The following is a 5,061-nucleotide window of genomic DNA, read 5'->3' on the forward strand; positions in this document are numbered from 1 at the left end:
CCAGATATTGACCCTATTGATACTTATGAGGTTTGTGCTAATACTGAAAGCTATGTGGACCTGTCGGATATTGATTTAGCGCTTCTAGAAGATACCTTTAATGTTTTGGTAAGCTATCATACCACAGAGGCTGATGCCCAAGCGAATATCGACCCGTTAAACACGGATCATACTTATACCAACACTGTTGAAATGCTCTTTGCAAGGGTCGAATATTCCACAACCGGCTGTTATGCCGTGCATCCTTTTCAGTTGGTGGTCAACCCGCTTCCTGTTGCCAATCAGCTCAATGACCTCGTAGCCTGTGACGATGACTATGATGGACTTTTAGAATTTGATTTATCCTCTCAGGATTCAGCGGTTTTGGGCAATCAAAATCCTAATGAGTATGCCGTAAGTTATTTTAGTTCAGAAAATGAGGCCGCCGAAAACATAAACGAGTTGGACGTTGTGCATGTTGCTTTTGATGGTGAGGTAATCTTTGTAAGGGTACAAAACTTGGCCTCTGGCTGTTTTGACATTACACAGTTTTCTGTTGTTGTCAATCCATTGCCAGATACAGTCGTTGAGGATCAAGTGCTCTGCCTAAATGATTTACCACTGACTGTTTCTGCCGATACTGGAAATCCTTCGGATACGTACTTATGGTCAACAAATGAAACATCCTCTGAAATTGAGATTACAGAGGTTGGTTCATATGCCGTGACCATAACCAATCAGTATGGTTGCCAAAGTACAAGTACGTTTAATGTTACAGAATCAGAGTCTGCCGTTATCGATGTCGTTGAGACGATTGATTTCTCGGACCCAAACAACATAACGGTTACCGTTAACGGTATTGGTGATTACCTTTACCAGCTCAACGATCTGCCGTTCCAGACCTCAAATGTTTTTGTGAACGTACCCATTGGATACAATACCATTACCATTATAGACCAAAATGGCTGTGCAAGAATAACTCGAGAGGTCTTGGTCTTTGATGCACCAAAGCACATGACACCAAATGATGATGGTGATTTTGACACGTGGCACATTGCTGGTGTCCAGGAATTGCCTGGTACCAGAGTCCATATCTTTGACCGTTATGGCAAATTGCTCAAAGAAATCGGGCACAATACTTCTGGTTGGGACGGTACCTTCAACGGTAACCAAATGCCTTCTGGTGACTATTGGTACATCGCCTATGTCATCAAGGATGGCGAAAGCTTTCAGGTTAAAGGGCATTTTGCTTTGAAACGTTAATTTTTATAATTCTTTACGCTTTACAAAACACTTACTGGCATAGTTTTAGTGGCTTTTTAGTATATTTATATAAAAAAGAAAGCTTTACGTTTTCTCTATTGCTGTAAATTCCTAAATATATCACGTGAAAAAAAAAAGTACGTTTACGTTTCTATTGCTTTTCATGCATATGTGTTTTTCATATGCACAGCAAATTGTTACGGACTCTTCTTTGCAGCCTCAGCAGCTTATAGACAACTTAACCGATAGGAGTTGCGTTATTGCATCTAATGCTAATTCTGCAATAAATGGTAGTGTTAATGGCATTCCAAGTTATGCCTTATTTGATAGAGGCACTTCTGATTTTCCTTTAGAGAGCGGTATTATATTATCTACAGGTAATGTTAATTCTTCCGGGAATAATATTATTGCTGAAAGTTTAAGTGACGGTAACTTAGATTGGGATACCGATCCTGATATAGAAGCCATATTGGGAATCTCTCAAACACTCAATGCAACATCGTTAGAATTTGATTTCACCTCGATAAACAATAGCGTTGGATTTAAATATGTATTTGCTTCAGATGAATATCAACAACAATACCCTTGTAATTTTCAAGATGTTTTTGCAATTCTCATAAAAGAAGCTGGCACATCAGACCCTTACGTTAATATTGCGCTAGTTCCTGATAGTGCTTCGTCCATTAACACAAGTTCTATACACCCTCAAATACCCGAAGGATGTGATGCAGAAAATGTCAATTTTTTTGAAGGCTATAATCTTGGTACGACTAATTATGATGGACAAACCATAGTACTAAATGCGACTGCAGATATAACGCCTGGTGTCACATATCGCGTTAAGTTCGTTATCGCTGATCATATCGACCAGCGTTTTGATTCTGCTGTATTTATTGAATCAGAAGGGTTTGGTACGTCTGTGGATTTAGGCCCAGATATTACGGCTTGTGGTTCTACGATAGAATTGAATGGTGAAATTGACAATGATGATGCCACCTATGCCTGGTTTATAAATGGTGTAGAAATTGCAGGAGAAACCAACCCTACGCTTCAAGCATTGCAATCTGGTTTTTATGAGGTGGTAGTTACCATTCCGTTGCCAAATGGGTCGTGTACCATAACCGATTCTATTACTGTAGACACTATACCTTTTCAACAAGCTGAGCCAATAGCTGACCTCATTATTTGTGACGAATTACCATTTGACGGCTTTGCCATATTTGATTTAACCATAAAAACTGAAGAAATTCTTAGCAATCTCCCTTCAGACGATTTTAATATCAGTTATCATCATTCTGAAGAAGAGGCTTTAGATAACCTCAATCCTATTGTAGGCGATTATGAAAATACAGAACTTTCTGAAACACTTTATGCTAGGATAGAAAGTATGGACGGAAGTTGTCTTCAGATTGGATCCTTTAATGTTGAAATAGGAGCGCAACCAAATTACAATATAATTCCACCGATAATTCTCTGTGCGGATTTTTTAATTGATGGTGTCGGCTATTTAGAATTGTCATATTACGCCTTTGAAATTGCCAACTACGAGTTTAATAGAACTGTTACCTTTCATGTTACTGAAGCAGACGCATACAATGATGTAGACCCTATAACTTTTGCTTCTGATATGCCTTTTGGCTCTAATTTCACATATGTAAGAATTGAAAATGATTTTACGAGCTGCATCAGTGTTGTTCCAATTCCACTTGTTATTCAAGAGCGTTTAGACTTTGACCAAAGGTTTTATATCGATTTGTGTTTGCCTACGAGTCAATCATTTGCTGTTTTTGATTTGGGTATTATAAGAGATCAAGTCTTAGTTGCTTATCCAGATGCTGGTATCACATTTTATACAGATTTTCAAAATGCTCAGGATCAAGCTTTCCCTATTTTCCCAGGAGTAACCTACCAAAACGAAGTACCGTATCAGCAAACTGTATATATGGCAATTTTAGACGGAAGCCAAGATTGTCCATCCGTAGTTCCTATAGAACTGCACACAAATCTTACTCACAATTTATATGGTGACCAACCTGTTGTTTCTGGTTGTGATGACCCATCAAACGATGGTATATTGGATTTCGATTTAAATGAAGTAAGCGAAGAGCTTAATGATGGTTATGATATTGAAATCACCTATTATGAAACGCCACAAGATAGAATCAATGGTGAAAATCCAATAAACGTAAATGCACCATACACTGTAACAAATAACAATAACATAGTTTATGCAAACATATCAAGTAATGGTTGTGATTATGATGCAGATATTGAATTGGATGTACTCCCTTTACCAGAGTTAGAATCACAAACTATTGAGTATTGTGGTAACACTAATGCTCAAACGGGTTTAACAACCATTCAATTAAATCCATTGATAGATTTAATTGACAATGACCAAGCCGAGTTTACTACTATTGAGTTTTATGCAACTGAAGCAGATGCTATTGCTGATGAGAATGTACTAGGTTTCAGTTATGACTCTGCAAGCAATTCACCGTTATTATACATCAGAATTACGGATAACAGATCCCAGTGCTATAATTTTTCAACTTTACAAGTTAATATCTCTGATGGGTTGGAAATAGCAACACCTGAGCCCATAGTTGTTTGCGATGATGACCAAGACGGAAGCTCAACTGTAAATTTAGAGTCTGTCTTACCGCAACTATCCAGTGATCTGAGTGGTACAACCATTTCATTTCATCAAACCTATGGCAATGCAGTAGCCAATAGGTTTGCCATAGAAAACCCTGAAAGTTTTACTACTGAAACTAGAGAAGTATTTATAAGAATAGCTGTTGAAGATTTAGATTGTTTTGCCGTAGTCGCTTTAGAAGTCCTAATTTATGACAATCCTCAATTGACTTCAATTTCAGATTATATCAATTGTGAAATAGATACCAATGTAACAACAGGCTTCTTTTTTGTGAATAAGGATTTTGAAGCCATCAACGGTCAAGAAGGTATGCAGGTGCTCTATTTTGAAACAGAAAATGACGCAATTAATAGAGCTAATGTTATTGACAAAAACTTAGCATATCAAAACACATCAAATCCTCAGACCGTTTATGTTCGCCTAGAAAATGAAGCTGAGAATAGTTGTTTTGCTGTTGCACCAATGCAGATAGAAGTGCGACAAGCACCAATATATGTTGAGCCAACAGATATGTATCGCTGTGACTATAACGGTAATGGTCTCAATACTGTAAATTTATCCGAAAAAGTAGATGAAATCACCAATGGAGCCACTCAAAATTTAGATGTTTCTTTTCATTTAACACCTTTAAATGCAGATCTCGGAACTAACGCTCTACCTTTAAATTACACTACTACGGTTAATCCGCAACTGATACATGCACGTATCTTAAATACTGACACTGGATGTCACGAAGTTTCCACATTTAATATTACAACCTTAGACCTTCCTGAAGTTAACCAAGGGCAATCGTTAACTGTTTGTGGTAACAATTATGAATTTGAGCAACAATGGAACCTAACGGAAATAGAACTTCTAATCCTAGAAGGACGACAATACGGTATTGAGTTTACTTATTTTGAAACTGAAACTGATTTACAAAATAATCTGAATAGTATTGCCAATCCTGAAGCTTATGTAAATACATCAAATCCTCAGACATTATACGTAAGAGTTTTTAATGTAAGTACAACTTGTTTTGCTTCAGTGCCTTTTGATCTGATAATCAACAGTCCGCCAGATATTGACCCTATTGATACTTATGAGGTTTGTGCTAATACTGAAAGCTATGTGGACCTGTCGGATATTGATTTAGCGCTTCTAGAAGATACCTTTAATGT

2 protein-coding genes are annotated in these 5,061 nt (G+C 37.3%); both read left to right on the top strand.

Annotated elements, in window-relative coordinates; translation table 11 throughout:
* Positions 1-1,242: T9SS type B sorting domain-containing protein (locus F1003_RS15440; RefSeq protein WP_155090336.1), on the top strand; the 1,242-nt coding region annotated here is incomplete at its 5' end.
* A gap of 124 nt (positions 1,243-1,366) precedes the next feature.
* Positions 1,367-5,061: FIDD domain-containing protein (locus tag F1003_RS15445; RefSeq protein WP_155090337.1), on the top strand; the 3,695-nt coding region annotated here is incomplete at its 3' end.

The organism is Winogradskyella ouciana (assembly GCF_009709615.1).
GTDB lineage: Bacteria > Bacteroidota > Bacteroidia > Flavobacteriales > Flavobacteriaceae > Winogradskyella > Winogradskyella ouciana.